At 37.1% G+C, this 25736-nt stretch carries 24 protein-coding genes; 17 read left to right on the forward strand and 7 right to left on the reverse strand.

The window, feature by feature from the left end; all coding sequences use genetic code 11:
* Positions 1-32 precede the first annotated feature (32 nt).
* Positions 33-935, forward strand: coding sequence for a LysR family transcriptional regulator (locus CTN01_RS09350; protein WP_045149003.1), 903 nt, complete (start codon positions 33-35; stop codon positions 933-935).
* A 10-nt stretch (positions 936-945) separates the two neighbouring features.
* On the opposite strand, the gene CTN01_RS09355 is transcribed toward CTN01_RS09350, so the two are convergent.
* Positions 946-1347 (reverse strand): thiol-disulfide oxidoreductase DCC family protein, encoded by a 402-nt coding sequence (locus CTN01_RS09355; RefSeq protein ID WP_045149097.1) that lies wholly within the window; start codon positions 1345-1347, stop codon positions 946-948.
* A gap of 25 nt (positions 1348-1372) precedes the next feature.
* On the reverse strand, positions 1373-1816 hold the full coding sequence (locus CTN01_RS09360; protein WP_045083276.1) for a DUF3429 domain-containing protein: 444 nt from the start codon (positions 1814-1816) through the stop codon (positions 1373-1375).
* A gap of 176 nt (positions 1817-1992) precedes the next feature.
* Between CTN01_RS09360 and trmY the strand changes: the two genes are divergently transcribed.
* From trmY to CTN01_RS09395, 7 genes are all read left to right on the forward strand, one after another.
* Positions 1993-2589 (forward strand): tRNA (pseudouridine(54)-N(1))-methyltransferase TrmY, encoded by a 597-nt coding sequence (gene trmY, locus CTN01_RS09365; protein ID WP_005366015.1) that lies wholly within the window; start codon positions 1993-1995, stop codon positions 2587-2589.
* Positions 2590-2994: 405 nt separating this feature from the next.
* Positions 2995-4455 (forward strand): peptide MFS transporter, encoded by a 1461-nt coding sequence (locus tag CTN01_RS09370; RefSeq protein ID WP_045149001.1) that lies wholly within the window; start codon positions 2995-2997, stop codon positions 4453-4455.
* 155 nt (positions 4456-4610) lie between these two features.
* The gene (locus CTN01_RS09375) at positions 4611-5942 is read left to right on the forward strand and encodes a DASH family cryptochrome (protein WP_045148999.1); all 1332 of its coding nucleotides are present in this window, start codon (positions 4611-4613) and stop codon (positions 5940-5942) included.
* Positions 5942-7498 carry a cryptochrome/photolyase family protein gene (locus CTN01_RS09380; protein ID WP_045148998.1) on the forward strand — a complete coding sequence of 519 codons (1557 nt, stop codon included), beginning with the start codon at positions 5942-5944 and terminating at the stop codon, positions 7496-7498. Before CTN01_RS09375 ends, CTN01_RS09380 begins: the two co-directional genes overlap by 1 nt.
* A gap of 65 nt (positions 7499-7563) precedes the next feature.
* Positions 7564-8880 (forward strand): ABC1 kinase family protein, encoded by a 1317-nt coding sequence (locus tag CTN01_RS09385; protein WP_045148996.1) that lies wholly within the window; start codon positions 7564-7566, stop codon positions 8878-8880.
* Between the two features lie 218 nt (positions 8881-9098).
* Positions 9099-10088, forward strand: coding sequence for a patatin family protein (locus CTN01_RS09390; RefSeq protein ID WP_005366006.1), 990 nt, complete (start codon positions 9099-9101; stop codon positions 10086-10088).
* Positions 10089-10166: 78 nt separating this feature from the next.
* Complete coding sequence (locus CTN01_RS09395) at positions 10167-11084, forward strand: alpha/beta fold hydrolase (protein WP_045148994.1); 918 nt, start codon at positions 10167-10169, stop codon at positions 11082-11084.
* Positions 11085-11180: 96 nt separating this feature from the next.
* Here CTN01_RS09395 and CTN01_RS09400 read toward each other — a convergent pair whose 3' ends face one another.
* Both CTN01_RS09400 and CTN01_RS09405 read right to left on the reverse strand, forming a co-directional pair.
* Positions 11181-12032 carry a hypothetical protein gene (locus CTN01_RS09400; RefSeq protein ID WP_045148992.1) on the reverse strand — a complete coding sequence of 284 codons (852 nt, stop codon included), beginning with the start codon at positions 12030-12032 and terminating at the stop codon, positions 11181-11183.
* Positions 12033-12267: 235 nt separating this feature from the next.
* Complete coding sequence (locus tag CTN01_RS09405; RefSeq protein ID WP_045148990.1) at positions 12268-13206, reverse strand: Dyp-type peroxidase; 939 nt, start codon at positions 13204-13206, stop codon at positions 12268-12270.
* 462 nt (positions 13207-13668) lie between these two features.
* Here CTN01_RS09405 and CTN01_RS09410 point away from each other — a divergent pair, with 462 nt between their 5' ends.
* From CTN01_RS09410 to CTN01_RS09440, 7 genes are all read left to right on the forward strand, one after another.
* Complete coding sequence (locus tag CTN01_RS09410) at positions 13669-13866, forward strand: hypothetical protein (RefSeq protein WP_045148988.1); 198 nt, start codon at positions 13669-13671, stop codon at positions 13864-13866.
* Positions 13867-14154: 288 nt separating this feature from the next.
* Positions 14155-14589 carry a thioredoxin TrxC gene (gene trxC / locus CTN01_RS09415; protein ID WP_005365996.1) on the forward strand — a complete coding sequence of 145 codons (435 nt, stop codon included), beginning with the start codon at positions 14155-14157 and terminating at the stop codon, positions 14587-14589.
* A 492-nt stretch (positions 14590-15081) separates the two neighbouring features.
* Positions 15082-16347, forward strand: a complete 1266-nt coding sequence (locus CTN01_RS09420; protein ID WP_005365994.1) for a NupC/NupG family nucleoside CNT transporter — start codon at positions 15082-15084, stop codon at positions 16345-16347.
* A 251-nt stretch (positions 16348-16598) separates the two neighbouring features.
* The gene (locus tag CTN01_RS09425; RefSeq protein ID WP_107131380.1) at positions 16599-17231 is read left to right on the forward strand and encodes a hypothetical protein; all 633 of its coding nucleotides are present in this window, start codon (positions 16599-16601) and stop codon (positions 17229-17231) included.
* A gap of 243 nt (positions 17232-17474) precedes the next feature.
* Positions 17475-19289 carry a protein translocase subunit SecD gene (gene secD, locus CTN01_RS09430; protein WP_045148986.1) on the forward strand — a complete coding sequence of 605 codons (1815 nt, stop codon included), beginning with the start codon at positions 17475-17477 and terminating at the stop codon, positions 19287-19289.
* A gap of 4 nt (positions 19290-19293) precedes the next feature.
* Positions 19294-20196, forward strand: coding sequence for a protein translocase subunit SecF (gene secF, locus CTN01_RS09435; protein WP_005365988.1), 903 nt, complete (start codon positions 19294-19296; stop codon positions 20194-20196).
* 155 nt (positions 20197-20351) lie between these two features.
* Positions 20352-20672: a hypothetical protein gene (locus tag CTN01_RS09440; protein WP_045148984.1), complete on the forward strand. Its 321-nt coding sequence runs from the start codon at positions 20352-20354 to the stop codon at positions 20670-20672.
* Between the two features lie 225 nt (positions 20673-20897).
* Here the strand turns inward: CTN01_RS09440 and CTN01_RS09445 are convergent, their stop codons facing one another.
* Positions 20898-21188, reverse strand: a complete 291-nt coding sequence (locus tag CTN01_RS09445; protein ID WP_045148982.1) for a hypothetical protein — start codon at positions 21186-21188, stop codon at positions 20898-20900.
* Positions 21189-21712: 524 nt separating this feature from the next.
* Between CTN01_RS09445 and CTN01_RS09450 the strand changes: the two genes are divergently transcribed.
* Both CTN01_RS09450 and CTN01_RS09455 read left to right on the forward strand, forming a co-directional pair.
* Positions 21713-22639 (forward strand): cation diffusion facilitator family transporter, encoded by a 927-nt coding sequence (locus CTN01_RS09450; protein WP_045083286.1) that lies wholly within the window; start codon positions 21713-21715, stop codon positions 22637-22639.
* A gap of 288 nt (positions 22640-22927) precedes the next feature.
* Positions 22928-23200 carry a hypothetical protein gene (locus CTN01_RS09455; RefSeq protein ID WP_244156038.1) on the forward strand — a complete coding sequence of 91 codons (273 nt, stop codon included), beginning with the start codon at positions 22928-22930 and terminating at the stop codon, positions 23198-23200.
* Positions 23201-23251: 51 nt separating this feature from the next.
* Here the strand turns inward: CTN01_RS09455 and lplA are convergent, their stop codons facing one another.
* Entirely contained in the window at positions 23252-24271 is a 1020-nt protein-coding gene (lplA, locus tag CTN01_RS09460; protein WP_107188504.1) for a lipoate--protein ligase, read from the reverse strand.
* Between the two features lie 731 nt (positions 24272-25002).
* On the reverse strand, positions 25003-25698 hold the full coding sequence (locus CTN01_RS09465; protein WP_045148979.1) for a MaoC family dehydratase: 696 nt from the start codon (positions 25696-25698) through the stop codon (positions 25003-25005).
* Positions 25699-25736: the final 38 nt, after the last annotated feature.

Here is a 25736-nt window from a genome sequence, read left to right on the forward strand (position 1 = left end):
AAACTATTATTAATTTATGAGTATTGGGTATTATGCACTCACTGGAAGCATTACGATGCTTTGTTGCAACGGTTAAACATGGCAGTTTTTCTGCAGCGTCGAAAGAGTTAAATATTTCAGTATCTTCCATATCGCGATACGTAAAATTATTAGAAGATGAGTTTAAATCGCCATTATTAATCCGTCATACTCGTACATTAGCACTTACTGAAACTGGGCTAATGGTCTTTGAAAAAGGAAGCAGTATTTGTGAGCAAATCAATCAGTTAAGTGAAGACGTCGCGGTACAACAACAGCAAATTCAGGGGAATATTAGAATTTGTGCACCACTATGGTATGGCGCTCATTACATTGCCCCACTTTTACCTGAATTGACGAAAAAATGGCCTGAACTTACTATATACCTTAATCATGGTGAGGAAGATCTTGATCCTTATGGTGCAGATTATGATTTGTATATTCATATGGAAGAAAACAAAGATGCTTCGTTTGTTGCTCGAAGATTAAAAAGCGTTGATTATTGTTTATGCGCTTCGCCAACTTATATTGGCTCTCACCCTGTAATAAAGGTCAGTAATGATTTAAACCAACATTCATTGATAAAACAGGTTTTTACTCAACCTTCTAATTACTGGTATCTGCACGAAAAACACTCTGATAATCTAAATACTATAAAACTAGCATCGAATCATATTTCCAGTAATAGTTCGCTGGCACTGTTACAAGTAGTATTGAGCCACGGTGGTATAGCATTACTTCCTCGAAAAATGGTTGAAGTATTTATCAATAATAAACAGCTTGTTGAATTATTACCCCAATATACAGCGTCACCTTTTCAAGATAAAAGCAGTATCTCACTCATTTATTTAAAAAATAAATCGAATAATAGAAAAAGCAAGATAGTGATTGATCATATTGTTAAACATCTAGCTTAATTGAAGCCAATTAATCAATTGAACAGCTATTACAGCGTGATTTTCCGGTTAACAAATAGGAAATACGATAACGATTTCTGGCAAAAAATAAGTATGCTTTATCGGCAACGATACGTATCACAGGAAGCCTAAGTATTTTTAACCACTTCTTTTTACCAACAAGGTTCCATGCTTTATAAGTAACATCAAGACCAAGTAAAAGTTGTTGTTCTGAGCCTGTTTGAGAAAAGAGTAAACCGTGTAAAACAGTGCTGGCTTTTTCTTTTGATATATCAGGAAAGCGTTGGTTAAAGTCAGGCACAAGAATATCTTCAAACTGGAGTTGATGTTGGTTGTTAAGCTTACGTAGTTGATTCATTTCAGCGACACAAAGTGGGCAACTTCCGTCAAAAAATATGATCATTTTTTCCATTTTTTCCATTTTTCTGATTCCCTGCTTATGTGATTGCAAATACAACCGCATGTAGTCCGCAAACATAAGTGGTTAGACGATTACGTAATTGTTGATAATACTCATCTTGATGACCTGAGTTAAACTTTATCTCGGTGATACGAATACAGATGAAGCCCAGCATTAATGCAACAATAGCCCAATTGTAGTTACTCGTTGAATGTAATAGCGAAAACCAAGCGAGTAGCGCAAAAAGATTACTTAAGAGTAGAGCATATCGATAGGTTGAACTTTCGTTATGATTAAGATTGTTTCCCCACATAACGCCAGAAAGAAAACTGAGAATAATGGCACTGTAACTGACGAAAATGAGTAAAGCTGAGGTGTTAAAAATACGTATCTCAAGGCTGATAGCAAATGCACTTAAGATAAAAGGAATAAGACCTAGGTAGCCAAGTGTATGGGTGGGTAATCGAGTGATTGTGTTCATATTTCCAAGTCGTCATTGTTTGATTAACCTAATACGCTTAAAAATAGGAATCTGATCAATGGGGGTTACATATTGATGAAAAGCGGGGATAATACTGCGCTCGCTGTAGGTATATGATTGGTATATACCCTTGTGTAGCGATGCTGGTGTCACTTTCAACTTCTAGGATATTAACTATGCGCGCTTTCGTATTAAGAGCCCGTTCTGCACCCACCGACAGTAAAATGCTATTAGCATCTGTGGGTCAAGATGCCCACACTGAAATTTTGGCTCACGTTTTAATGAATGCTATTTTTGTGGCGCAGTCTCACCGCGAAGATATTATGGTGCATTTAGTGCTTGAAAGTACGCAAGACTTTTCTCGTACCATTAGTTTTAATTCTAATGATATTACTAATTTAACCGGCTTTCATGAGCAAGCATGGTTAGATAAGATCACTCATGCGCTTGATAAATCATTAGGCATGGGTAAAGAGCAATGTCGTAATGTAGAACCGGGGATCACTGTTCGTACGATCAGTTTTGAAAAGCTGGTGGTTGAACTCGCTGAAGACTACCAATTATATATGTTAGATAAGAAGGGGGATTTTGTTCGCGATATTGAACTGGCTGCGAACCCTTGTTTCTTATTAACAGATCATATGCCAATGCCTAAGAAAAGTTATAACAGTTTAAAACGCTTAGGCGCGCAGAAGATTAGCTTAGGTCCTAAGATGTTATTTGCCTCTCAATGCATCGTATTAATTCATAATGAGCTAGATTTAACGCTATAACGAGATCTAAAGGTCTCTTTTATTAAAGCCGTAACAGCTATTGTTACGGCTTTTTTGTTGCATTAATGTTGTGATTTGTGTCACATATTTTTCTGGTGAGGATCTTATTGTATTGACGTATTTTGACTATAACATTATGAAAAATTAATAATTTTCAAAAATGATGCTCTATTGGTTCTAAAAATGGAATGATGTTTGTTTAATGCTTGTAAATGGAATAAACCATTTCTAGTGAAGCAACGGTTAAATGCCTAAAACTATGAAAAGTAAGATACTAAATATGGGGTAAGAATATGCTTGAGCTTAGAGAAGTTCAGTGTATTTTCATTCCTAAATACCGTAGGTATAAACACACCCATAAGAATGACAACCGTTAGCTAAACGGGCCTTTTTACAGGAATCAATATGCAATTATCCTCTCAGCCTAAAGGGCTTTTTCACCTCATCGCAATACAAATGTGGGAATTTTTTAGCTACTACGGCATGCGTTCGCTATTAATTCTATTTTTAACCCAAAAACTCTTAATGTCAGATGAACATGCATATGCACTATATGGTGCATATACATCTTTAGTTTATGTGACACCCATTTTAGGGGGTTATTTAGCAGACCGTTATTTGGGTAATTACTGGTCTGTTGTTATTGGTGGCTTATTGATGGTTGCTGGCCACGTTGTATTGAGTATTCCGAGCAACGATCATACAACCTTGTATTCAGCGTTAGCATTAATTATTTGTGGTTATGGCTTTTTTAAAACTAACTCAAGCTGTTTATTGGGTGAGTTATATAAAGGTCATGAAAGCGCACGTGAATCAGGATTTTCTATATCCTATATAGGCGGTAACATTGGTTCTGCACTCGCACCAATTTTCTGTGGGTATGCTGCAAGCCGTTGGGGATGGCATGTGGGCTTTGCTCTTGCAGGTATTGGTATGTTTATTGGCTTAATCATTTTTAGTACGGGCCGTAAAAACTTTGCCCATGTACAAAAAGCCAATAAAGCTGCGTTAACACAAAAAACAGCAGGTATTAGTCACTGGTTTTTAATCATTCTCGGTGTTGTTGCTGCTGCGGTAGGTCTGGTGTTTGTACTTAAAGATTTATTAGCTGGTTACATTCTTGCCGTGATTCTTGCATTTTCGGCACTACAAATGTTGCGTTTATACCGTAAGAGTGATGCTGAAGATCGTAAGAAACTTCACTCAATTATGTATTTTATGATTTTTGGTATGGTGTTCTGGGCATTTGATCAACAAGGTGGCAGTTCAATCAGCTTATTCATCGAGCGTAATATTGATACTGATATCTTTGGTTACCATATTCCAACAGCCTTCTTTCAATCCGTTAATCCTGTAGCCGTTATTGTGGGTGGTGCTGCGGTGACATGGTTGTGGAAAGTATTATCGTCACGTCAGATCTCTGTTCGTACATTAACCAAATTAAACATGGGTTTGTTTCTACTAACTGCGGGCTTTAGTTTGATCACATTGTCTTCTAAGCTAGCAATGGCTACAGGTCATACAACATTCCTATGGCTATTTATTGGTTTGTTCTTCATTGGTATTGCTGAGCTATTTATTGACCCTGTCGCGTTAGCTGCAATTACGCGTATGAATCCGCAAGGAGCAACAGGTACGGTTGCGGGTATTTACATGTTAATGGGTGGTTCAGTAGCAAACTATTTAGCAGCAAACATTGCTGAGTTAACGTCAACCAATACACCACAAGGTGATGCAATAGATTTAATTACTTCTGCTGCGCAATATCACCACGTATTCCAGTCAATTTTAATTGTGACGGTTGTGGTGCTGGTGATGGGATTATTGGTGAATTTTAAAAACCGTAATCAGCCAGAATTTGATTAACGACTAATTACATTTTCAGCCAGTATTATTACGTTTCTTGTTAATAATACTGGCTTTTTTATTGCCTAAATTTCGTGACAGCAAAAATAAAAATCGATCGTTATGCCTATTCGTATCGTAGATAAAGAGTTGATAAAAAATAAGGCATATAATTTATGGCGGTAAAAGCTCTCTATTGGTTCACCAATGATTTGCGTTTGCATGATAACCCTATACTTCATCAAGCTTATGAGCATTGTGATAGCCTGCTGTGTGTTTATTTTATGGAGCCACAAAAACAGCAGTTTAATCGCTATCAACTTGTCTCGGTGGGAGAAATTCGCCATCGTTTTTTATTGCAAGCGTTACAAGCACTGCAATCTAATTTAGCCACATTGGGTCAGCGTTTATTAGTGATGCAGGCCGATCCTATGCTTTCAATGCCAGTATTAATAGAGCAGTACGGTATTAACCTTATCTATCGTAGTCGTCACTGTGGCTGGTATGAACAACAGCAATGGCGTTACCTAAAACAATGTTATCCCCATTTGCGGTTTGTAGAAGTTGATACACATACGTTGTATTCACAAGATCAACTGCCGTTTCCTCTTTCAGATATGCCAAAGAGCTATTCAAAATTTCGTAAGCAGATAGAGCAAAACACCACTGTATTTTCACCTCTTCTTGTACCTGATTATTTACCGCCACAGCCTAATGTGTTTTGTTCTGATTACTTAGATATTCGTCATGTCCACATTTCAGATAATGATCAGGTTGAGTGGCATGGTGGTGAAAATGCAGCACTGATGCATTTACAGCAATACTTTTCTTCAAGTTTACCGTCTAATTATAAAGAGACGCGTAATGCCATTGAGGGTTGGGATAACTCAACCAAATTTTCACCGTGGTTAGCGAGTGGTGCATTATCCGCCAAAATGATCATGGCTACCTTGCTAGATTATGAAAAATATAAAGAGAAAAATTCATCAACCTATTGGATCTTCTTTGAGTTGTTATGGCGTGAGTTTTTTCAATGGCATGCGCATGCTGTTGGGCGAGATCTGTATCGTTTCAGTGGTGTGCAAAACAAACGGTTATTAAATAGTTTTTATCCTACTCGTTTTAAACAATGGTGTGAGGGGTCAACGCCTTATCCTATTGTTAATGCGTTTATGAAACAGTTAAACCAAACCGGTTACATGTCCAATCGTGGGCGCCAAATAGTTGCAAGTTGTTTGGTTAATGAGCTATCTGTTGATTGGCGCTACGGTGCAGCCTATTTTGAACAACAACTAATAGATCATGATGTCGCGGCAAACTGGGGCAATTGGCAGTACATTGCAGGGGTGGGAACAGACAGTCGTGAAAAACGTTGGTTTGATTTAGAAAAACAAACACGAATTTTTGATCCTAATCATCACTTTATTCGCCATTGGCGAGGGGATGAAAACCTAAATGCCTTAGATAGTGTAAACATTGATGATTGGCCATTGAGTGGAAGAGGGTAATGATGCAATCTCGCTATACAACTCTTCGTTTAATTCTGGGTGATCAACTCAATGCAGGTCATCACTGGTATCAACAACCCAACGAACATGTGCTGTATGTTATTGCAGAGCTAAAGCAAGAAACCAACTATGTTACTCACCACCATCAAAAGATCTGTGCATTTTTTGCTGCGATGGAAAATTTTGCGATTGCGCTACAACAAGCAGGACATGAGGTTTTACATTTATCACTAGACGATACTCATACCTACCATGATTTACCTGATTTAATTGTTTCACTTTGTCAGCAATATCATTGCCAAGTATTTGAATATCAACAACCGGATGAATACCGATTATCACAACAGTTAGCGGCTTTAAAGATACCTGATGTGACAGTACAAGCATCTGATAGCGATCATTTCTTACTGACATTAGCTGAGCTTGAACAGTATATAACACCAAACAAACATCATCGTATGGAGCATTTTTATCGTGCTATGCGGAAACGATTTGATGTATTAATGGTTGAAGGAAAACCTCAAGGTGGTAAATGGAATTTTGATGGTGCAAATCGAAATAAGTTAAAGGCTGGTGATATTGAAGCCATTCCTCAACCGTTAATGTTCAGCAATGATGTTAGTGCTATTTCGAAACGCCTGGAAAAACACAATATCAACACAATTGGTCAATCTTGTGAGCAATTACTTTGGCCGACTAATCGTAAACAATCACAAGCGCTACTGAGTTACTTTTGCCGTGATTTATTGCCTATGTTTGGACGTTTTCAAGATGCGATGACCACCAAAAGTGAGTCAGCATGGAGCTTATACCATTCTCGTTTGTCTTTTGCTTTAAATACGAAAATGTTGCATCCCATGCAAGTGATCCAAGCGGCTATTGATGCTTACTCCCAGCCTGATTCAAAGATTGATATTGCCCAAGTTGAAGGGTTTGTTCGCCAGATACTAGGCTGGCGTGAATTTATTCGTGCTATTTATTGGGTCAATATGCCTCATTACGGGAAAGAGAATACGTTAGAAGCTAGCGGCTCTTTACCTGATTTTTTCTGGGATGCAAAAACAAATATGCAGTGTATGCATCATGCGATTAAACAGTCGCTTGATTATAGCTACGCTCATCATATTCAGCGTTTAATGGTTACTGGTAATTTTTGTTTATTAACGGGTATTACGCCAAGTGAAGTCGAAAAGTGGTATTTAGGTATTTATATTGATGCGATTGAATGGGTAGAAAAGCCTAATACGCTTGGCATGGCGCTGTTTGCAGATGCTGGTGTGGTAGCAACAAAGCCTTATGCTGCAAGTGGGGCATACATTAATAAGATGAGCGATTATTGCTCATCATGTCAGTACGATGTTAAAAAGAAAACAGGGCTGAATGCTTGTCCATTTAATAGTTTATATTGGCGTTTTATGGATAAAAATAGGGAGTTATTAGCAAATAATCCTCGTGTAGGTATGCTATTTAGTCATTGGGACAAATTAGATGATAGTGAGCAATCTGTTATTGTAGAGCAAGCCGAGTATTATTTACGCCATATTAATTCACTATAAAGAAAAGGCGTGTTTAATCGCCAGTAATGACGTCGTTACACATCATCGTAAGATAAGGTTTAAGCATGAAAGATCCACATCAGTATTCAAAAGTGCCCAAAGGACGATTATCACGCCTATCGAAATTAGGCTCATTGGCTTCAAAAGTGGCAACAGGCATGGTAGCTGAAGGAGTAAAACAGTTAGCATCTGGACATCGTCCCAAAGCCAGTGAGTTGCTCTTAACGCCGAAAAATGCTCAACGTGTGGCTGATCAATTAGCACAGTTACGTGGTGCTGCGATGAAAGTAGGTCAACTTTTATCGATGGATGCTGGTGATTTACTTCCGAAAGAATTAACTGAGCTGCTATCTCGTTTGCAAGCTGATGCTAAACCTATGCCTATTAGCCAACTGAATCATGTGCTCATTGCTAACTGGGGGGAAGATTGGCAAGACAAATTTGCTCAGTTTTCGTTTTATCCTGTTGCCGCAGCATCAATAGGACAAGTTCATAGAGCAAAAACCAAAGACGGTCGAGATATTGCTCTAAAGATACAGTATCCAGGTATTGGAGAAAGCATTGATAGCGATGTACATAATGTTTCAACCTTGCTGAATGTATCAGGATTGATCCCTAAGTCTATTGATGTGTCAGATTTATTAGACGAAGCGAAAAAACAGTTACATGCCGAAGCTAATTATCAGCAAGAAGCACAATATCTTAAACAGTTCCGCCAATTACTTTCAGACGATGCCCGTTTTCTGATCCCTGATATATACGATGATTTGACATGTGAAACGATACTTGCGATGAGTTTTGTCGAAGGAATAGAAATAGAGCAACTGGCTAAGCAATCTCAAGAGGTACGTGATGAGGTGATGGCATTAGCCTTTACCTTATTATTCAAAGAAGTGTTTGAATTTCGATTGGTGCAAACCGACCCTAATTTTGCTAACTATCGTTATAATCTCACAACGAATCAGTTTATCTTGCTTGATTTTGGCGCCACACGTGAGTATCCCGAGCACGTCTCTGAAGGTTATCGCCAATTGATGACTGGTGCGGTGAAAAATGATCGGGAATCTATGCTTAACGCGTTAAAGCAAATAGGCTTTTTCCATCAGAAAATTGAAGATGTCGCACAACAAGCCGTAGTGAATTTATGTTTTGAAGCTTGTGAGCCATTAGCGTTTGATGGTGTGTATGATTTTGGTGTAACAGATATGGGGAAACGCATTCGAGATGCAGGTAGTGCGTTGAGTATGAATAGTGGTTATTGGCATACACCGCCCGCAGATGCTATTTTTCTACACCGTAAATTGGGTGGTTTATATTTGTTGGCAGCCAAGCTTAAAGCAAGAGTGAATGTTCATGCGTTATTTCAGCCTTATATTAGGTAATACTGAATAACCAGTTAAATGTTTTCTAATTATATTAACTTGTAAAATCACTTAGAATATAAAGTTCAAGTCGTTATTGTTCAGAAATTAGAGCGTATATTTTTACAATCAAATATTGATCGTTTTTCATTAGACATTAGACCGCTGTTTGATAGTATGCCTCGAAATATTTGTATGATGAATTTGCATCGAAGCATGCAGTAATCTGAGAGAGTAACATGACAGGTAAGCATGTATCTTATGCGGTACAAAATTATGACGCATTGTCCCATAAGCCTCAGGACGTATCTAAGATAGCACTTGTCACGGAAGGTGGAGGCCAGAGAGGGATTTTCACCGCAGGAGTATTAGATTCATTTTTAGATCAGGATTTTAATCCGTTCTCATTAATGATTGGTACGTCTGCAGGATCGCTTAATTTAGCGTCTTATATCTGCGGTCAAAAGAAACATGCTTTTAAGGTGATCACAGAAGCAACGACGAATCATCATTTCTTTGATGTATATCGTTTTTTGTTTGGTCGCGAAGGGCTTGATCTTGATTGGTTAATGCAGCAAACCCAGACACGCTTTGAGCTTGATTGGCATCAAGGCCGACAAAATATGCGTAATCGAACTGTACTCGCATCAGCAAGTAATACGGTGAGTCATCAAGCGGCGTATTTTAATTTAAATACTGATAATTGGTCTTTGGCATTAAAAGCTTCATGCGCGATCCCTGTTTTAAATCGACAACCAATTTACTCACAAAATGAATATTGGGTTGATGGTGGCTTATCTGCCCCCATTCCTGTTCAAGAAGCTTATGAGCGCGGTTATCGTCATATTGTTGTGATCCGCACTGTGCCTATTGATACGTCATTTGATCATTGCTGGATGAGTAATATTCGTCGTGCCTTAGGCCAATCAAAAGCCGCAGGTATGATTGAGATGTTGTTAGAACATGAAGATAACTATAGAAAAACACAAGAATTTCTTAGTAATCCGCCTGATGACGTTACTATTTATGAGATCCATCCGCAAAAAGCTCTAAAGTCAAAAATGATTGGTAGTGATATGCCATCGTTAGAAGAAGATTACAGCCTTGGCTATCAATCAGGTAAGTATTTCTTAAATACTGTGGGTCGCTATATTGATATTGATGAACCCCTTTGCGATGTATCCCATTTAGTGGGAGAAGAAGTCAGTGATTTATGTAAGTTTGCGTAATAATTATAAGAAGTTGTCATGGCTAAACAAAATTGTGATAGGGATTTTGTTACCAAGGAGTCGGTTTTCACGCATTTAATGGCGAGTGAAGTCCATTATATGTGGCAGAAGAGGGAGCAAGGCGAATTTAAAGGTGTTGATGGAATACCGATCCGATGGATAAGTATTCGACATCCTCAAAATGAGCGTTGTGTTGTCATTGTAAATGGGCGTAATGAGAGTTTCTGGAAATATCAGGAGCTATGTTATGAACTGTCTCGTAAAGGCTATGACGTGTATGCTTATGATCATCGCGGTCAAGGTGCATCAGGGCGATTAACTAACGATAGTGAACTTGGACATGTGATTTGTTTTAATGATTATGTGTCAGATCTTCATTCATTTATTACAAACGTCGTTGGAAAGCAAACATACAGACAACGGTTTTTATTAGCTCATTCGATGGGAGGTGCAGTAGCAACCTTATATTTAGAGCATTATCAGACACATTTTAATGCTGTCGTTCTTAATGCACCTATGTTTGGTATCAATCTTCCTGTACCGCTTAAATTAGTAGCATCTTCAATCGCTAAAATTATCGAGCGTTACCAAACACAGCCGTCTTATGTGTTTGGACATAAGCCCTATCACGAAGCGCCTTTTGAAGAAAATGATCAGTGCCAAAGTCAAATACGTTACATTTGGGCAAAGCATCTATATCAGCTCCACCCAGAACTTCGTGTTGGTGGTCCTAGTGCTCGATGGGTATGGCAAGCATTAGCTGCAGCGAAAAGCTGTATTCGGGATGTGGAACATATTCATACCCCTGTTTTATTGTTGCAGGCAGGTGACGATACCGTTGTCGATAATGCTTCTCATCATCTTTTTTACTCAAAGTGTCCAGAGTGTAAAATGAAAGTGATCCCACATGCTCGACATGAATTATTAATGGAAAAAGATTGCTTACGTAATCAAGCATTAGAAGATACGTTAGATTTTTTTGAAACTTATAGTTAATGATTTAGTGTTATTCATGAGTAAGACAAACAAGAAGCCCAGCATAACGATGAAATTATGCTGGGCTTTGTTATTTTTTAAAGAGAGTAACGCTATTTACTGACAAATAAACCAAGAGCGTGCATCTGCTTCAATAACCGCTTCTTTATACCAAGGTAGTGGATCAATCTCAGGCGCAATACGAATATCGCCTTTTAACTTTTCAGTTGCTAATACACTAACGCGGTTATCATCGACACTTTGGATTTTACCTTTGTAAGTTACTCCATAAGCTTCATCTTTAGTCTTCTTATACATACACACAGTTTCACCTACGTGTGTCGCAATGAAGCCTGTTTCTTCAGTCCAAGGTTCTTGTTCTGGCGCAGGTGTTTCTTTCTCGTTAAAGAGTGCTGCTTGAGATTGGTTTGATGGGACAATCTTTCTATGTACAGAATAGGGTTGATAACCAAGAAGTTTAGCGCCATCAATCCAAGCGTCTTTATTAACTTCTTTATTTTCAATGACACGCATTGTAACAAATGGCCCTGTAGGACAAACATCAGCCCATAGATCTGTAGATGTAATACGTGCTGAGAAAATAGGTGTTTCATCTGGAGTATTAGGATGGCTCACACACCACGCATCAGTGGCTTGGTTGATCATGGTGCCAGAGTTAGCTTTACATGTTTTTTTGGCTAATTGATAAAATTGATCAATATCCTGTTGCGCTTGTTCGGCACTTGCAGAGCAGTAACGATAACTTAAAGAGAAGGTTTCTTTAGGGTAAAACATACCTTTATCAACAACCGTACCTTGGTTACGTGTTGCATCAGAAGTCATAAATTGGCTAGCTATCGTTTTGAAACTTTTTTCAACTTTTGGTGCTGGCGGCGGTGTTGATGAACAACCCGCAACGGTAGCAATAAGACCTGCTAGTGATACTCGGGTTAAAAGGGTTTTGCGCATTCTTGCCCCCAGAAATACTCTTCGTATATATAAATAAAAAGATAGAATTGATTATTAAGTGTATAGGGGACAACAGAACGTGCGAGGAATCAAGAAAATATTCTGTAAAATAAAATGTATTTGTTATTTTTCAATGGGTTAAGGTGAAAATAAATTACAATTTAATTACTTTATGATTTTTAACACAAAAATGCCCACAAATTTTCATTTGTAGGCATATTTACGACACGGTAGATTAATCGGCAAAGGTATTCATTAATGCTTGTGAAGGTACAAAGTAGTGAGTACCTGTTTTTGCTTCTACAAAATCCAGTAAGCGATCGTAGTTGCCATTTTCATCAGCATAAATCATTTGTTTTAATGAGATATCTAAAATTTCTGGTGAGGCAGCAAACCCGATAAACATAGTGCCATGTTCCATAGCATTACCAAATGGACGGTTCTGACGTAGCATTTTAATTTCTTGGTCATCAATAATAACTTTACTCTTATTATTGTGTGCCCAAGCGGGTTTCTTATCATCATCGAGTTCAATATCATCAAGTTTGGTACGACCAATTACTTGCTCTTGGTACTCAGTAGTTTGTTTATCCCATAAGCCTTGACGATCTACATAGCGTTGTACGGTTAAGTAAGTACCGCCTTGGTGGATATCACTGTCATTTTCAACTAATACTGCATTAAAACGAGCTTCATTTTTGGGGTTTTCAGTTCCATCAACAAAGTCGATCATATCGCGGTTGTCTAAGTATTTAAAACCTTGAATATCTTCAATTAAATCAGCGACAGGTTGAAGTGCAGTGGCAATGTATTTTGCGGCTTGAAAATTAAGATCCATACGTTCAGACTTTATCATGACGAAAATATCTCCCGGTGTACTTGGGAAGTTACGTTCACCGTCAGTCATAGCAATGAAATCATGTAATAAAGATGGCGCTTGAACATCAGGAAAAACGGTAGACCAACCTTTATTTGAAATACCGATGGTTAAAGAAAGGTCTGCTGAAGGGTCTTTTTGCGCTATGGATTTTTCAATAATTTGAATTTTGGCAAAGATTTTTGTTACTTCATCATTCTCAATTTTTTCTTTGAAAATAAAGGTGAGGTATTCAGCGAAAGTATTAGGGTTAGAAATAGCACCTGGTTGTGCAAGTTCAGATAATTGAGTATTCATAATAAAAACCTTTTAATTTTTTATTACGCTACGCTTTTTATACTCATAACTACAGTGTGAATAATGTAATGTTAAATTACTAAATGTGAGTTTGTTGGTTGTGACATAACATACTGAAAGAAAGTAGTTATTTCTTTATCATAAGCTTAAATTAAAAATGTTGACGCATTATTTTGATAAGTAGATATGCACAAAATGTTTTTATATTCATGTCTTATTAATTAAACGTTAGATATAAATAGCTTGGGTCAAATATGTCTAAATATTATACGTATTTTATTTGCCAAGAACTTCTATTACTACGCTTGTTATTAGTTGTTGACTAGTCATTTTTAGTTGTTTTTGTAACTTTATTACATGAACATCGATTAGATCACAAAGTTAAATTTATCAGCTTAACTCCTCGAATTTCCTTTGATACTAAGTAAACCATAATGACACAGGTTACTTTAGGAGGTTGTTGTGTCTATTAACTCTATCGATTATTCAGAAATTTCTTCCGTATCATCTAAGTGGGATCACAAGGATGAGTCGGCCACCAATATTGCTGAGAGTAAAAAACAACAAGCTGCAGCAAGACGACGTATAGAGCTTTTCCGTGATATTCAAGCGAGTGGACTTACCATTGCCGAAGCGCGTGAGTTAGGGTTATTACATTAATTACAGTAAAGTTAACGCGAACCTTATTGTGACATTGTCACTGCAGTTGTGGAAGTTCCAGAATAAGCAGTGTAAGCGTAATTAAATAATAACAAGTGAAATGTTATGGGATGCGATGTTTGCATCCCATTTGTATATGTGTGTGTGCCATCGTGATTTTTTCAATATTATTCGGTACATTACGTTTTTGATAGTTTTGGACTATTGCTGTAATAATCTGAATCTTATTGTTTTTTACTATGCAAAATGTAAAGTAATCACAAGTAAGTTTTAAAATGGATTATTACAATGACTACAATCACAACTCGCTGTCCACACTGTAAATCATTAAACCGTATGCCTTCAGATCGTATCAATGACGAAGCGAGCTGCGGCTCATGTAAAGATAAATTATTTGATGGTATGCCTATCGAAGGTACTGAAGATAATTTTTCAACACTATTAAAAAGTGATAAGCCTGTCGTTGTTGATTTCTGGGCTCCGTGGTGTAATCCATGCGTCGGCTTTGCCCCTGTATTTGCAGACGTATCTCAAGAGCGTGATGGTCAAATCCGTTGTGTGAAGATTGATACTGAAGCGCAACAAGCATTAGCTGCTCAATATCGTATTCGTAGTATTCCAACAATCATGGTGTTTAAAGAAGGCAAGATGGTTGATATGCTAAATGGTGCAATGCCAAAATCGCATTTCGATCAGTGGTTAAATGAAGCACTTACCAAGTAAACATTACTGACCTAATAATATATTCCCAAAAGCCGAACATTAATGGTGTTTGGCTTTTTTGTTATCAATTGTGAGTGTTGTACGATAAATAAACAATTATACGTTAAGGAATTTATATGAGGGATTATTTGCTCATATAGTATTCATTTGATCTTTGAATATGCGAATTATGAAAAATGATATTGTTATTGTGAGCAATATCTCTATATACTCTCGCCTCGGTCAGAACAGTTAAGTTCAGCCACCTTATTTTACAAGCTGTCACCAGGGATAAGTGAACGACCCACGGAGTTGGACCGGCGTTATTTGTAGCTTGTTAATTTAGGTGACTCGTATGTTGTATTATTGGGCGAACACATTCATATCTTTAGCATTTTATTATGCTAATCCTACCTTTTTTGCTTTTTCCTCAAAAGTAATCGTTCCTCAATGGCAGCAAACAGCAATACCTTCATTATTCGACACCCATTTAAAAAACAGCAGGACGAAATAATGCAGTTGTTAATTACATTAGCTGGTATCGTAGTACTGGTTCTATGCGCAGTGGCGTTTTCTGATAATAGAAAAGCGATCAATTGGAGAACCGTTGGCGGTGCTTTATTCTTACAAGCTAGCTTTGCCGCTCTTGTACTATATGTTCCCATTGGTCAGAAGATGTTAGGTGCAATGAGTGACGGTGTTGCTGGTCTTCTTAGTTTCGCTGATGTTGGTATTAATTTCGTTTTCGGTGATTTAGCTAATATTCAAAAAAGCGGTTTTGTTTTTGCCATTCGTGTTCTTCCTCTTGTTATTTTCATTAGTGCTTTAATTTCTCTCCTTTATTACTTCGGCATAATGCAATGGGTAATTAAAGTTTTGGGTGGCGGTATCCAAAAACTATTAGGTACAAGTCGCGCAGAATCTTTGGTTGCTACAGGTAATATCTTCCTTTCTCAAGGTGAATCTCCTCTTCTTATTCGTCCATTTCTTGCAAAAATGACACGCTCTGAGCTTTTCGTTGTGATGACCTGTGGTATGGCGTCAGTAGCAGGTTCTGTATTAGGTGGCTATGCAGGATTAGGTGTTGAACTTAAGTATCTGATTGCTGCTAGTTTTATGGCGGCACCTGGTGGTTTACTAATGGCGAAAATTCTTGTACCAGAACAAGAAACGCCAATGGAACAAACTGAGATCGAGATGGCAAAAAGTGAACACAGTAATGCTATTGATGCACTAGCTGCTGGTGCAATGAATGGTATGAAAGTATCTGTTGCTATTGGTACTATGCTTATTGCTTTTGTTAGTGTGATCGCAATGGCTAATGCTGGCCTTGAAGGGGTAGGGCATTGGTTAGCAAGCATTACGGCAACGATTGGTCTTGATTCTGCATCACATTGGTTTGCTACAACACCATTAACTATGCAAGCAATTTTAGGCTATATTTTCTCGCCACTTGCTTTTGTTATCGGTGTACCGGCGACAGAAATGATGAAAGCGGGTACTTTTATCGGTGAAAAGCTAATTTTAAATGAGTTTGTTGCCTTTATGGACTTCGCAGCGGTTAAACAAACCTTATCTGAACATACCCAAGTGATCATCACTTTCGCATTATGTGGTTTTGCGAATATTGGTTCTATTGCTATCCAAATTGGCTCAATTGGTGTTATGGCACCTGAGCGCCGTGGTGATGTTGCAAAATTAGGTATTAAAGCCGTTTTAGCGGCAACATTAGCGAACCTAATGAGTGCGGCACTTGCTGGTATTTTTATCGGATTATAAGCGTTATAAATAGCATAAAAATTTATAGCCGTAGAGTTTACTCTGCGGCTTTTTTATACGTTTTTTTTTATAAGTAACCATATCTTATTGTTATTTAATGTTTATTAATACCAGTTAAAAAGAAGGAAACTATTTGATTTAATCGATAAAAATTAAAATATAACAATATTTTGTGAATAATTTCCTTGTCACCATGAGTATCGCCGCTTATCATTGCAATGATATTATTTTTGTTCATTATTTTAGGTGTTATGTTTCTGACCTTTGTTCGTTTTTTGATATTAAGTATTTGCTTAGGGGCTGCGTCATTAGCTTCGGCATCTACACATATCAACGAAAATGTTCAACAGTATGTCGTGCAAAATACGATTAAGCAATGTAATGAAATGGTTGTTCAATCGCACTCTGTTAACCTTAATTCAGATGTTGCGCAATTTAACTGTAATAAAAATCAAACGGTTAGGCATTCTTCTGATAATAAACACCCATTAACACAAACACAAAGTGATAACAGTGTTGGTTTGCCTGTTTCTGTTAATAGTTCAAAATTAGTATGGAATTTCCCAATTCCTAATCCTAATAAAAGCAGTGATAAGAATAAGCAACATCGTATTGAGTTTAGCGACTATAATATTGCTTTAGGTACATCAAGCCGTTTATTAAATGCGCTTCATCTTGATCCTGGAGAAGTTTCGCCTGATTATCGATTAGCATTTGAATTTCCTATCCTTGTTGCTGTGCCACTCACTGTGGGTTATGAAGAACCACTGTCACCAACTGTTGAGTGGGTACTTAAAATAAAATCATCTTCTTCACGTATCTCAGGTTGGAAAGATACAAACCTGAACTACTCTCAATATGGCGAACAACGTCAAGCTGTCTAAAATATTATTTATTGGTTGAAAGTTTCTATTCAGCTAATAGTAATACCCTTTCAAAATATTTAATAAATATATTAATAATTATCTGATTATTAAATTCTATTTATCGGACCTGTAATTATATTGATCCTTTTAAAATGGTCATATTGATGAGTATCTTTAACAAATTCTTGTGATAAAGGTATAATTATAGGTGTTCTATCGACTGCAACAGGCCGTCTGTTGCAAGGTACATGGCTAAAAATAATGAGAAAAAAGAATACTAAACAGATTCTGAATCATTACGCAGCATGGAAATATGTTGTGTTAATTGTGACAGTTTCAATAATGTTATTAAGTGCTATTCCAACTTGGTATGGCGACAATGCAGCGGTACAAATCAGTAAAAAAGGCGGTGCGATGCCAACACCTTTTGAAATTCAAAAGGTGTTAAAAGAGCATGATATTGATCCGCTAAAAATTGAACAAAAGCCTGATAAAACGATTGTTGTATTAAATAGTACTAAACAACAAACTGATACTAAAGCAGCGTTAAATACACTGATAAAAAATGAAGAACGTTTAACGCTAGCATTAGAGCCAGCAGCGCCAATGTGGCTACAAGACATGGGTTTTGAGCCAATAAAGCTAGGCCTTGACCTTCGCGGTGGTGTTCAATTCCTGTTAGATGTTGATGTTAAGCAAGTTTACAAAAACCATGCTCAGCAATTAATGGATGACTTACGCGTTAATTTCCGCAAGCAAGAGATCCGTGGTGGTCGTGCTGAACTAAAAGGTATGGATCAAATTATTGTTCGTCTGCCTAGTGAAGCTGCAAATGATAAAGTTCGCCAGTTTATTCGTGAACAATATCCACAATGGCAAGCTACCAATGGTTCTGCAGATAATCTTCTTCTTACCCTTAGTGAGAAAGAGAAAACAGATTTGCGTAACCTGACCGTTCAACAGAACTTACAAACAATGCGTAGCCGTATTGAAGAGCTTGGTATTACAGAAGCTTCTGTTCAGCGTCAAGGTGAAAACCGTATTCGTATTGAGCTACCTGGTGTTCAAGATCCAGCGGCAGCGAAGAATGTTATCGGTGCAACAGCAAGCCTTGCTTTCTATGCTGTGAAAGAAGAAGGCACAGGTAGCACAATGATTCTACCTGATAAGAATGGTAACCCTGTTCGTGTTAGTCGTAAGCCTGTACTTACTGGTGATCACATTGTTGATGCGCGTGCAAGTTTTGGTGAAAACGGTACGCCTGAAGTAAATATTACGCTGGACAGTGCTGGCGGTAAGATCATGTCTGATTTCTCACGTATGAATGTGGGTAAACCAATGGCGACATCTTACAGTGAATATAGCCGTAATGCGCGAGGTGAGACGGTACAAACTAACAAGATCATCAGTGTTGCAACAATTCAAACGCAATTAGGTAGTCGTTTCCGTATTACGGGTGCTGGTTCATTAGAAGACGCACAGCAACTTGCTTTACTTCTGCGTGCAGGTTCGCTTACTGCGCCTGTAACAATTGTTGAAGAGCGTACTATTGGTCCAACACTGGGTGCTGAGAATATTAAAAATGGTTTTGCCGCTCTAGCATTAGGCTTAGGTGTAACATTGCTATTTATGGCTGTGTGGTACCGTCGTCTTGGTTGGGTTGCTAACATTGCTCTTCTTTCAAATATGATCATGCTATTTGGTCTATTGGCGTTGATCCCTGGTGCGGTATTAACTTTACCGGGTATTGCTGGTTTAGTATTAACCGTTGGTATGGCGGTAGATACCAACGTACTTATCTTTGAACGTATTCGCGATATGATCCGTGATGGTCGAAGCATGGCTCAAGCAATTGACCGTGGTTTTAGCAGTGCATTTGGTACTATTTTCGATGCTAACTTCACAACGATGATCACCGCTGTTGTGCTTTACTCTATTGGTAATGGTCCAATTCAAGGTTTCGCATTGACGTTAGGTCTTGGTCTATTAACAAGTATGTTTACTGGTATTTTCGCTTCTCGAGCCATTATTAACTTGGTTTGGGGTCGTGATTCGCGTCGAGATGTAAGGGTTTAACGCAATGAAAAATTGGATTATTAAAAACTTAACCAAATTGCGTTATATGACAGGTATTGTCTCTATCGCCTTAATGGTTATCTCTATTACCTTTATCTGTGTAAGAGGTCTTAACTGGGGTTTAGATTTTACTGGCGGTGTTGTTAGTGAAATTCAAATGGACAGCCAAATCACGAACAGTGAAATTGCGCCATTAATGGATGCAGGCTTTAACCAAGATGTTGTTGTTATTGCCGCAGATGAACCGGGCCGTTGGATTTTACGTTATGCAGCGCCAGCTAAAGGCGTTAACTATCCAGAAATTACAAAAGTTCTTGCGCCGCTTCATGCCAATATTCAGGTGTTAAATACCAGTATTGTTGGTCCTCAAGTTGGTGCTGAGTTGGCCGAGCAGGGTGGTTTAGCACTATTAGTAACAATGCTCTGTATCTTAGGTTACCTAAGTTACCGCTTTGAGTGGCGTCTTGCTGCAGGTTCATTACTTGCGTTATTACACGACGTTATTCTTGCTGTTGGTTTCTTTGCGATGACGCAAATGGAATTTAACTTAACAGTACTTGCTGCGATCTTAGCGATCCTAGGTTACTCACTGAATGACTCAATTGTAATTGCTGACCGTATTCGTGAATTATTAATTGCGAAGCCCAAGCAAGATATTGAAGCGACGAATAATGAAGCGATTGTTGCAACGTTCTCTCGTACTATGGTGACATCTGGTACCACATTAATGACTGTTGGATCATTATGGTTATTAGGCGGTTCGTCATTACAAGGGTTCTCTATTGCAATGTTTATCGGTATTTTAACGGGTACTTGGTCCTCAATCTCTGTTGGTACATTATTACCAGAGTTTTTAGGTTTAAAACCTGAACATTACCAACCGAAACCAATAGCTGAAGAGCCTTAAGCGGAAAATGTATAATTGTAAAGCTGTCCGAAAGGGCAGCTTTTTTTTGCGATAAATGTGATGTCACATACGGAAATGATAACAATTGATTAACAATTCATTGAATAGTGAGCCAAACTTGATTGGCTGAAGTATTATTTAACAGGAATTGTCTAATGAAAAATAATATCACTGTAATATTTGTCGCACTTATGATTGTTGGTTGTACTCATACTGCTAATAACGGAGTACGTTTTTTACCTGAACAGTATGTCAGTAATGTTCAACACGATAGCACTTATTATTATGGTTATAATCAAGGGTGTGAGTCCGCATTGGCTCAAAGTGGTAATTCTAGTGTTGCTTTTAAAAAAGACTCGACATTAGATGGTTCAAACTCTCGTTTTAATATGGGATGGGATGATGGAATGAAAGCGTGTGCAACGGGAGAAATGAAAGTTATTGATGGCATAAATGCTAGCAATTTATCTATTTAAAGTTGTAAATACTAGTAACTCTATTAAATTGATAACATGAGACTAATATAAAGTAATTTTATAAAATAATTGAATGTAAGAAATAGATGTAATAACCTTTATTAAAAAGAGGTAATAGAATTCAAATAAAAAAAACAGATCGATTAGATCTGTTTTTAGAATGAATAATAAGAAAGCCTAGCCGTAGTATTTCTTAATCGTTCGTATTTAATTTGTTTACTGTGTTTATGCTGCTTTTGCATCGATAATAGAGATGACATCTCCATTATCAAAATTGATAGTGGTTGCAACGTTGATTTCAGGTAACAGTAAGTAGGCGCAATTGGTGCCATCTTCTGCAGTAATTTCAACAACAATATTTAATTGATTTTCTAAAAAATCACTTAAGCTTATTTTTTTGCAATCAATATCAGAAATATGCAGTTTTTTATAGCGTCCTCTTGAATCGTGTACCCAAGTAGTGAAATTTTGTAATTCACCTTCCATTTGATATATAAAATCTGCCAGATTTCTCATAATACTTCCTTTATGTTGATCAATATAAAATATTGACTCACACGTTTATTATGTACAAAAAACTAAATTATGAAACATAGTCATGAAATTTTTTATAAATAGTGTGATCTGAAATGATATTTAAGGTAATTATTGCTTTTATCAACATTTTTTATCATATGATTTATAAAATATAACAAAGAATAATTTCATTAATATATCAAAAAGGCATTAAATGTAAGCTTTTATTTAGTGCTATATGTTTTTGGGGTATTTTAAATGAATGTTTAATTAGAGCATTTATTATTATTATGTTTGTTACATGTATTATTTTGTTATTTAAGTATAAAGGCAAAATGATGCTTTTTTGGTATTGCTTGGTAAGCAATACCTAATTTATTTATACTTATAAGTCATCATTACCCAAATCAAGATGAGTTTACAATTGAATGCTTAACTTGGTCTAATTATAGAAAACTTGTCTCATTCATGATCAAAATTCGCTATTATGTGTTGGTTTATAATAGTTACTCAATTGGTTAATTATGTCTAAAACAGCAGTACAAGTTATACAAAAAGTTACATGGATAGGATCGATCGCCAATATTAGCCTTGCATTTATCAAAATCACCATTGGTAAAATGACGGGAAGTCAGGCACTTATTGCCGATGGTGTACATAGTTTTTCTGATTTAGTAACAGATACTGCAATTCTTATTGGATCGCGTTATTGGACGGCGCCTGCTGACAAAGAACACCCTTATGGTCATGGGCGTTTTGAAACGTTAACTAATATCTTTATTGGTATATTGCTCGCGCTTGTTGGTATTGGTATTGGCTGGGAATCACTGACGTCTATTAGTGAGCAATCACATAGTCAGCCTGGTATGCTGGCGTTTGCAGCCGCAGTTATCTCAATTGTCGTCAAAGAAGTGCTGTATCGCTGGACTGCAGTTAAAGCAAAAGAAATTAACAGTCGAGCATTACATGCTAATGCATGGCACCACCGTTCTGATGCTCTTAGCTCTCTTCCAGTCGCTATCGCTGTTATTGCTAATTATTTTGTACCTGAATTGCATTATTTAGATCAAATTGCCGCGCTCATTGTTACGGCTATGATTTTAAAAGCAGCGGTAGAAATTTTATGGCCTGCAGTACTTGAAATTACGGAAGCGAAAGCTGACGCTGAAATTGAAAATAAAATTCAAGCGTACGCAGCAGAGGAAAAGGATATCAAAGAAGTACATGCTATTCGTAGTCGTCGTACGGGCAGTACAATTTTGTTAGATTTTCATTTACTTGTTGATCCTGAAATGAGTGTAGACAAAGCGCATACGATTGCAGAAAATTTTAAAATGCACTTACTTGAAGTGTTAGATGAAGTGGTTGATATCATTATTCACATTGAACCATTTAATTGCAAAGAAAGGGTATTGAATCCTTGCTGCGATAGCTGTGATAACAATAAATAGTTAATTTTAATCGATAAATTTGAAACTAAATAAAGAGGTGATGTTGCAGAACATCACCTCTTTATTTTTTAACAGATGTATTATTAGCAAGATTTTGGCACTAGTTACAAACCAGAGCAAAGTGTAAAGACTATAGTTACCATAATTTAACTGAGATTTATTGGTGACGTTATGCCTTTAATATCGATAAAAGTATTGCCATTTGACCCATAAATTGAAATAGACAGTGCGTTAAAATCTTTGTCAGAGAAAATAGCGATTCAGTGCCAAATAGATCGTGAATATATAATGATCACTTGGGCATGGTTCAGTTATGAGCATTATGTCCATCATGGTGCTGTAGTCGATAAGCAACAGCAGGGAAGCCATCCGGTTTTGATTGAGTTAATAGCGCCTAATTATTATTCACATGACAATGTTAAATTCTTAATGGAATTGATTGCAACGGATATATCTTCAAATTTACCGATTAATAGAAATAATATATTTATCATTTATACACCTGCTTATAGTGAGGGAATATATGATCAAGGCCATGTGGTAAATTGGGAAGATAATTAATTAGCGGCAAAATATCTTAATTTAATGAAAGAATAAAGCCGCTATTAATGACTAGATAATAACCCTTTTAAGCCATGAATTAATGTCGTACAGTTCGTTTTTATATTTCTCCTGCTCTACCGTTAATTCTGATATAGCGTTATTTATAGTGACTGTATTATATTCAATACCAAAGAGTGTTTTTTCAACTAGTTCAATAGGTGTTGGATCTAAGCTATCTGTGAACATTTTTACAGAAATAATATGACCTTTTTTAACATCTAAATGAAGCTCAACGCCTCCCCAAGAAAAGCGCTCGTCAATAGAATGCATAAACTGCGGCGTATTACCAAAATTCCAATCCCAACTCGCTTGTTGCTGGTATTTTTGTGTAAATCCAGGTAGGTCAGGCAGGCTTTCTGGTGAGATATACTCAATATCTACACATTCACCGTAGTGGGAAAAAAAAGAGGCTGTAATTGCTTTACATACACTTTCATGGTCTATGTTTGGAAGAAGTTCATTTAAGTTGATAACGCGGGATCTGACGGATGTGATCCCTTTAGCCTCAAGCTTCTTTTTATCTGGATTTAGGTAATTAGCTAAACGTGTCAAATCTGCACTTAAAAGAAGAGTGCCATGATGAAAGCCACGATCCATTGTTTCTCTATATGCAGAACCTGAAAATTTACGAGCACCATCTTTTGTTGATACAACAAGATCGTTTCTACCTGTTGCTGTTGCGTCTATTCCAAGCTGTTTTAAAGCTGATAATACGATTTCTGTAGAAACGTTTTTATCATATTTTGGTTTTCCAGCCATAAAAGTGAAATTAGTATTACCTAAATCATGAAATACTGCACCGCCACCACTTTGACGGCGAGCAAGGGTGATCCCATCCTGATCCATTTTCCTTGTGTTACATTCTTTCCAAGGATTTTGAGCTCGGCCAATCACAACCGTATCAGCATTACGCCATAAAAAAAGAACCTGCTGATCGGCTGGCATATTTCGGAAAATAGCGTCTTCAACGGCAAGGTTAAACCAAGGTTGTGTTGATTGAGAAATAAAAACACGTGTTGTTACGGACATTTAACAGACCTGACAATGACTAGATAATATAGTGAATTTACAGGCTAACGTTATTGAGGTAAAGCAGAGGAAGATTCTGTTTCTATTGTACGGGAAGGTTAAGTTTGGCTTAAATCGCTAAATGTAACAAAAGTAATAGTCAAAAAAAAACCAAATCATATATTATAAACTGGAAGAATATATGATTTGGGAATGATGTTTATGTTTCTCTATAGAGAATTTTAATGCGTTTTATTGCTTAAATTTAGGATAACATTGCAGGTTATCAGAATATATAGCCATTGTTGAAAGGTAAGGTTGATAACATAAGCGTTAATTTCCTAACCTATCCTTATAAAGCGTAGTTAAAGATTACTGGCCTGAAAAGCAAATAATTAAAAAAGTTGAAATGAGTGCATGGCATGAAACCATGCCTCTAATCGTGATATAAATTTATTGCTGGCTAGTTTGTGCAGAGGGAGTTGTACTTTCAACCTGTGTAACAACATCATAAGTGATGAAGTAACTCACAAGTAGAATAAGAGGAAGAAATTTAAACCACTTTTTCATTTTGATATACCGATAGTAGAGATAGCTTCTCACCATACCATGCAAAAATTTACGATAAAGCGCTATTAATGGAAAGTTAGGTTTCTTATGGTGTTCATATTATGACCGTTATTACTCTGCTAATTTTTTATACAAAAAAGCCGAACATTATGTTCGGCTTTGTGTCTTAATGCTGCTATTTGTTAGAAATAGAGGCGGACAACTGATTCGGCAACACAACCAGGACGACGACATCCTTCAATTTCTACTGTAATTTCTTGCACAATTTCCAAGCCACGTTTAATTGGCGTGACGGATTGAATTTTAGTACGAGCACGCACATTTACGCCTGATTTTACAGGATAGGGAAAGCGCACTTGGTTTAATCCATAATTCACGGTCATTTTTGCTGTAGGAAATTTTTGATTATTAGGATCGACACTATCCGTTAGTACCGATAATAATGACAGCGTTAAAAATCCATGAGCAATGGTTGTTTTAAAAGGTGATTCTGTTTGTGCACGCTCTGGATCAGTATGGATCCACTGGTGATCGTCAGTGATATCAGCAAAATGGTTAATGCGCGACTGATCTACTGTTAACCATTCCCCAACATGAATTTCTTCACCTAATGTTTCAGTTAAGGTATTCATTAGCTTTTCAGCTTCAGGGTGCATCTCAATCTGTTCTGGCTTTTCTACTTCCATTGCATTGCCATTGGCAACAGAAACCAAACTATGATCTTTAACCCATGAAGCGATGTGGCTATTGTTTGCTTTGTTTAAGAACTCAACCCAATAATCTCGGATTGTTGGAGATAGCCAGTCTTTAAATTCAAACTGGTGATGCGCTAAGACTTCACGCTTACGTTTGATAAAATCGACTACTTTTTCTTTCATAGAGCATAACCTTCGTTGATATAACCCACTGTGTAGGG

This window comes from Photobacterium angustum (genome assembly GCF_003026365.1).
Lineage (GTDB): Bacteria > Pseudomonadota > Gammaproteobacteria > Enterobacterales > Vibrionaceae > Photobacterium > Photobacterium angustum.